Genomic DNA, 6,000 nt, shown 5'->3' on the forward strand with positions numbered 1-6,000 from the left:
CGCCTAGTGCGATATCCACTTTATATTTAGTAGGCCTATTATGGCAAAACCCATTTATTTTTACGGCATTCATGCCATTGATGCGTTACTTGAACATCGTCCTCTTGATGGCCTTAGCTTGTTTGTGCAGCAAGGGCGTGAGAGTGACAGTCATGTACAAGCTATCATGGCCGAAGCGGAAGCAAACGGCATTAGTATTCAACCAACCCAAAAAGACAAGCTAACGCAGTTGTGTGGTAGTCCGCAGCATCAAGGCGTGGTGCTCAATGCTCGTCCGTTAGGTTTCGCTGATGAAGGTTTGCTTGATACTATTATTGGCCGTGAACAATGCTTATTGTTGGTACTAGATCAAATTACTGATGCACATAACTTTGGCGCCTGCCTACGTACCGCAGTGGCTATGGGTGTGGATGCAGTGGTTTGTCCAAAACACCATGCAGCGAGCCTAACGCCAACAGTCGCTAAAGTATCAGTTGGCGCAGCAGAGATGATGCCGATTGTCAGCGTTACGAACTTGGCACGCACGTTGTCGCAAATCAAAAATGCAGGCGTTTTTGTATTTGGTACGGCACTTAGTGAAGAGGCTAAGCCAATACATGCCGCTGACCTAACTGGCAAGACCGCTATCATTATGGGTTCAGAAGGAGAGGGTATGCGTCGCCTGACAATGGAGAGCTGTGATGAGTTGGTTTATATTCCAATGTCAGGAAACGAGCATGGTAATCTACAGAGCCTAAACGTGAGTGTTGCTACTGGGATGGCACTGTATGAGGTCAATCGCCAGCGAACTTTAGCTGCTGGGCAAGCGTAAGGTACTCTTGGTGCAAGGGTTCTAGTTGTAGATATAGAGAGGCAAGGTCGCTCTCATTGAGTATGACATTGTCTGCATGACGATTACGCTCTTCACGACTCAGCTGATTGGTCATAATGGCCTTAATTTTTTGTATGCTTTGATCATCACGCTGACTGGCACGCGCAAGCTGCGTGTCTTCGGTGGCATCCATGACTAAAATACGTTGACATAAATTAGCCAGTCCTGCTTCTGCCGCCTCTATAAGTAGGGGCGCAGACAAGACTATATACGGTGAAGTACTAGCATCTAGCTGTGCCTTTGCTGTCTCACGTATCGCTGGGTGAGTGATAGCCTCAAGCTCAATCAGCGCTTCAGGATTTGCAAATACGTGTGTACGTACAGCAGCCCTATCCATGACACCCTCATCCGTCAGTATCCAATCACCAAACTTTTTCTGGATTTTCTGCAGAGTGGTGCTACCTTTAGCGACAGTCTCATGGGCGATCACGTCTGCATCAATAATATCGATGCCTTGCTCAGCAAACCAAGCACTAGCGGCAGATTTGCCACTACCGATACCACCCGTCAAACCAACCACGAGCTTCTTATTTTTTGGTTGCGTGGTTTGTGGTTGGTGTGAATAAGAGTGCGATATATTTTTTGACATAATAGTGGCTTATCTGATAGATAGAACAATGAATGCAGCTTTGAACTCACAATCGGCCTTGTAAAGCTTTACTTATGAGTCGCTGCCGAAAATTTCCTACAATGATATTTACTACAATAATCTAATGTGCGCTGTCAGTTATTAGACATACATACCGAGATACCAGCTGACGATATCTGAGCCGTATAATAAGGCAGCAATACCTGCAATAGCGATATAAGGCCCAAAAGCAAAAGGTCGGCTTTCACCCTGTTTTTTCATCAAGATCAGCCCAACGATAGAGCCGAGTAAAGATGATAGTAGAATAATCAAAGGTAACATCATAGGTCCCAGCCAAGCACCTAATACTGCTAGTAATTTAAAATCCCCTTGACCCATTCCATGTTTTTTAGTTATTAAGTAAAACACCTTGACTACTATCCATAGCGATAAAAACCCAAGTAGTAATCCCCATATCGACTGTGTTGGTGTGACAAACCAACTTTGTGAATTCACCGCTAATCCTAAGCCTGCCAAAGGAAAGGTAAGGCGATCGGGTAGTAACTGTGTGTCAAAGTCGATACCTGTTAGAGCTACCAGTGTCCATACTAAAACCAATGCGGACAAGCCTGTAGTATTTACCCCAAACTTATATATTACTAATACAGATAAGAGGGCAGTTACTAGCTCAACGAGAGGATAACGCAGACCAATAGATGCTTTGCAACTTGAACAGCGTCCGCGTAGTAACAGCCAACTTATTAAAGGGATGTTTTCATACCACTTAATTTTATGTGCGCAATGAGGGCAGCGAGAGGCAGGTCGACTTAAAGTAATCGGTTGGTCAGTAGCGACAATATCTGCTATGGGCAGCGTATGCTCGCGTGGCATATCTGCCTGTTCAGACATAAACTGGCTACACTCTTGTCTCCAACCATGCAACATCATCAGCGGTATGCGATGAATCACAACATTTAAAAAACTGCCAACACAAAGACCTAATAGGCCAAATAAGAATAAAGCTAGGGTACTGTTCTCTTGTAGTAACTGTATAAATTGCATCAAATCATTATCCTACTACTGCGCCCATCTGGAAGATTGGCAAGTACATTGCGATGACTAGACCACCAACTAATACACCTAATACTGCCATAATTAACGGTTCCATTAAGCTCGTCAAACCATCAACCGCATTATCAACTTCGTTTTCGTAGTAGACAGCAACTTTATCTAGCATTTCTTCTAAACTACCAGACTCTTCACCAATGCCAACCATCTGAATAACTAAGCTTGGGAACAAGTTGGTCGAGCGTATGGAGAACTGTAATTGCTGACCAGTGGATACATCATTCTTGATTTGTTGAGTGGCATTATAAAATACAACATTATTAGTCGCACCGGCAGTGGAGTCTAGGGCATCGATAAGCGGCACACCAGCAGCAAAAGTTGTAGATAGTGTACGAGAAAAACGTGCAATAATCGCTTGATAAGCAATGTTGCCAAATATCGGAGCTTTTAGCGTAGCCCGATCTAAAAAGTCACGGAATTTTTTAGATCTTTTTTTAGCTTCTGAAAAGCCGATGATTGTACCGCCGATAGCAATGATAAGGATAAACCACCATGCCTGCATCCATTCGGACATGCCAACAACCATTTGCGTAAACGCTGGTAGCTCTGCGCCAAATGATTCAAATAGATCAGAGAATACTGGTACTACTTTTATCAATAGAATCATAGTAACAATGATAGCAACCACGATAACGGCAATAGGGTACTTCATTGCTTTTTTAATTTTTGCTTTTAGTAGCTCACTTTTTTCTTTATAAGTAGCGACTCGTTCAAGCATCGTCTCAAGTGCACCTGATTGTTCGCCTGATTCAACAAGTGAACAAAATAAATCATCAAAATAACGAGGATGTTTGCGCAAAGAAGAGGCAAAGGTGCCACCTGCTTCAATATCTGCTTTTATTTTCAATACTAAGTCTTTCATACTTGGATTATCGAGCGAGTCGGCGACAATCTCAAAGGACTGGGTCAACGGTACACCTGCTTTCATCATTGTTGCCAACTGCCGAGCAAAAATAGCAATATCAATGGCTTTAATAGCTTTTTTGAAGGTATAAAGAGGTTTTGGTTTTTTCTTAATCCCTTTAACCGTGATGCCTTGTTTACGTAGGGTCGCTTTCGCTAGCTCTAAGTTGCGACTAGTAGTTTCGCCCTTAACTTTCTGTCCACGTCGGTTCACACCGTCGTAAACAAAATCTAACAACATATCGGTCTTAGCTTTTGCCATATTACTACCCTCAAAATTGTCCAATATATATATTGTAAATTTACAATAGAATACCAGACTTAAGATACTAGTCAGGCATACTTTATTTTAGCGTAAAAAACCAGTGTCTATCTGTTTTATTTTTAAAAGTATCTGATAAAGAACATTGCTGGCTTATGAATCAGTTATCAATTAATAGGTGGGATACTAAGATTTATAATATGAATTTTATTTATTATTCAGAAGTCACTCGCATCATTTCCTGAATACTTGTGACTCCTTGCAACACTTTTAAAATCCCAGAACGACGCAAATCGCGGAAACCATTTTTAATAGCAGCGTCTTTGATATCTATTGCGTTACCATCTTCCATAATAATGCGTGAAATATCAGGGCTGACTTTCATCACTTCATAGATGCCCACACGACCTTTATAACCTTCACGGCATTCATTACAGCCGACTGGTTCATAAATAACATTATCAGTGTTATCCAGATCAGTATCAGTAAAACCAATTTCTAATAAGCTCTGACGCGGAATGCTAATAGGTTTTTTGCAGTTCTTGCATAGTCGTCTTGCCAAACGTTGAGCAATGACTAAATTAACTGATGTGGCAATATTGAAAGAGGCCACACCCATGTTACGTAGACGCGTTAATGTTTCAGGTGCTGAGTTGGTATGCAAGGTAGAAAGAACCATGTGACCTGTTTGCGCCGCTTTAATAGCAATTTCAGCAGTCTCAAGGTCACGAATCTCACCGACCATAACAATATCAGGATCTTGACGTAAAAAAGACTTGAGCGCATTGGCAAACGTTAGACCAACTTTGGCATTAACGTTGACCTGGTTAATTCCTTCAAGGTTAATTTCAACTGGATCTTCAGCCGTTGAAATATTGGTTGCGCCAGTATTCAAGATGTTGATACCAGTGTAAAGGGAGACCGTCTTACCAGAACCAGTAGGACCAGTGATAAGCAACATGCCTTGTGGTTTGTGTAATGCCTCTAAAAACATTTCCTGCTGATCTGGTTCATACCCCAATGCATCAATACCTAACATGGCTGAGGATGGGTCAAGGATACGCAAGACAAGTTTTTCACCGAATAACGTCGGTAATGAGTTTACTCGGAAATCAATGGCTTTATTTTTAGAAATTTTTAGTTTAATACGCCCATCTTGCGGTACCCGGCGTTCTGAGATGTCCATTTGCGACATGACTTTTAAACGTGCTGCAATTTTATTCGCAAGTTGAACCGGTGGATTGGCCATTTTTTGCATGACGCCATCGACACGAAATCGTACTCTAAAAGATTTTTCGTATGGCTCGAAATGTAAATCAGAAGCACCCATACGGATAGCATCTACCAACATTTTATTGACGAACTTTACAACAGGTGCTTCATCGACGCCGTCATTCAGCTGAGTCTCACCATCCTCTTTATCTTCATTACCATCTTCAAAGTCGACATTTAGGTCGCTATTAGAAAAGCTATCAAAACTTTGCATTGTATCTGCGTATGCACTTTCAATACGCTTTTTGAGCTTATTTTCTTCGACAACAATGGTTTCTATCGACAGTCGAGAATTAAAGGCAATCGCATCAATGGCATCAACGCGAGTGGGATCACTTAGTGCGACAAATAGACGTTGTCCTCGTTTAAAGAGTGGTAAAGCATTAAACTTGCGAACGATTTTTTCATCCACCAAGTCTTTTGGAATAACATCAATGTTTAATGCATCAAGATCAAATAGAGGGTCACCGAAAGCTTGGGATAGCATTTGGGCAAGTAAATAAGCATCGGCCAGTTTATTGTCTACCAGATAAGGTACCAGTCCTATTTGCTGCTGCTGCGACTCAATTTGTGCCGTCTTCATATTCGCTTCGCTAACGACACCGTCGCTAATCAGTTGCTGCGCTAGACCGCCGTACTTACTGGTTGCGATAGACATTCTAACCTCTCCTTTGATACAAAATATTCTGTAGACTTGCTTGGTATTGCACGCTACATACTTGTTGTTTCTAGTTGATAACTCGCTCGAACTATCTTGCTTTGTTTATCTTATCTACCTGTATATCTATATATAGAACCAGCAACAATATTTGATTTTATAAACTCTATATTTCATCAACTCTGTAGTATAGAACTTTACTTTAGTTTGAAAAAATTATATAGACCATTAGACGACTATAGTCACCTGACCACAAAAATGTTATAAAATAAATCAATTAAACGATTACCAGTATAAATGACCATGACTTACTCCCTAGATTATCGCAAACAAGTTTT

Annotated in this window: 5 protein-coding genes; 1 reads left to right on the plus strand and 4 read right to left on the minus strand. The window is 41.4% G+C overall.

What is annotated here, in order from left to right:
• The first annotated feature begins 40 nt into the window (after positions 1–40).
• Entirely contained in the window at positions 41–811 is a 771-nt protein-coding gene (gene rlmB / locus FQV37_RS03920) for a 23S rRNA (guanosine(2251)-2'-O)-methyltransferase RlmB (RefSeq protein WP_102078746.1), read from the plus strand.
• Here the strand turns inward: rlmB and coaE are convergent.
• From coaE to pilB, 4 genes are all read right to left on the minus strand, one after another.
• Complete coding sequence (coaE, locus tag FQV37_RS03925) at positions 774–1,460, minus strand: dephospho-CoA kinase (protein ID WP_102078745.1); 687 nt, start codon at positions 1,458–1,460, stop codon at positions 774–776. The two genes, rlmB and coaE, sit on opposite strands and share 38 nt — an antisense overlap.
• A gap of 141 nt (positions 1,461–1,601) precedes the next feature.
• Positions 1,602–2,501 carry a prepilin peptidase gene (locus tag FQV37_RS03930; protein WP_160021382.1) on the minus strand — a complete coding sequence of 300 codons (900 nt, stop codon included), beginning with the start codon at positions 2,499–2,501 and terminating at the stop codon, positions 1,602–1,604.
• Positions 2,502–2,508: 7 nt separating this feature from the next.
• Positions 2,509–3,732, minus strand: coding sequence for a type II secretion system F family protein (locus tag FQV37_RS03935; protein ID WP_160021383.1), 1,224 nt, complete (start codon positions 3,730–3,732; stop codon positions 2,509–2,511).
• Between the two features lie 214 nt (positions 3,733–3,946).
• Entirely contained in the window at positions 3,947–5,662 is a 1,716-nt protein-coding gene (gene pilB / locus FQV37_RS03940) for a type IV-A pilus assembly ATPase PilB (protein ID WP_160021384.1), read from the minus strand.
• Positions 5,663–6,000: the final 338 nt, after the last annotated feature.

The sequence above is a fragment of the Psychrobacter nivimaris genome (assembly GCF_009812035.1).
Taxonomy (GTDB): domain Bacteria; phylum Pseudomonadota; class Gammaproteobacteria; order Pseudomonadales; family Moraxellaceae; genus Psychrobacter; species Psychrobacter nivimaris.

What these genes read in the sequence shown, in the direction of transcription:
- rlmB (WP_102078746.1), top strand. Translation starts at nt 41, where the DNA reads ATGGCAAAACCCATTTATTTTTACGGCATTCATGCCATTGATGCGTTA.
- coaE (WP_102078745.1), bottom strand. Translation starts at nt 1,460, where the DNA reads ATGTCAAAAAATATATCGCACTCTTATTCACACCAACCACAAACCACG.
- FQV37_RS03930 (WP_160021382.1), bottom strand. Translation starts at nt 2,501, where the DNA reads ATGCAATTTATACAGTTACTACAAGAGAACAGTACCCTAGCTTTATTC.
- FQV37_RS03935 (WP_160021383.1), bottom strand. Translation starts at nt 3,732, where the DNA reads ATGGCAAAAGCTAAGACCGATATGTTGTTAGATTTTGTTTACGACGGT.
- pilB (WP_160021384.1), bottom strand. Translation starts at nt 5,662, where the DNA reads ATGTCTATCGCAACCAGTAAGTACGGCGGTCTAGCGCAGCAACTGATT.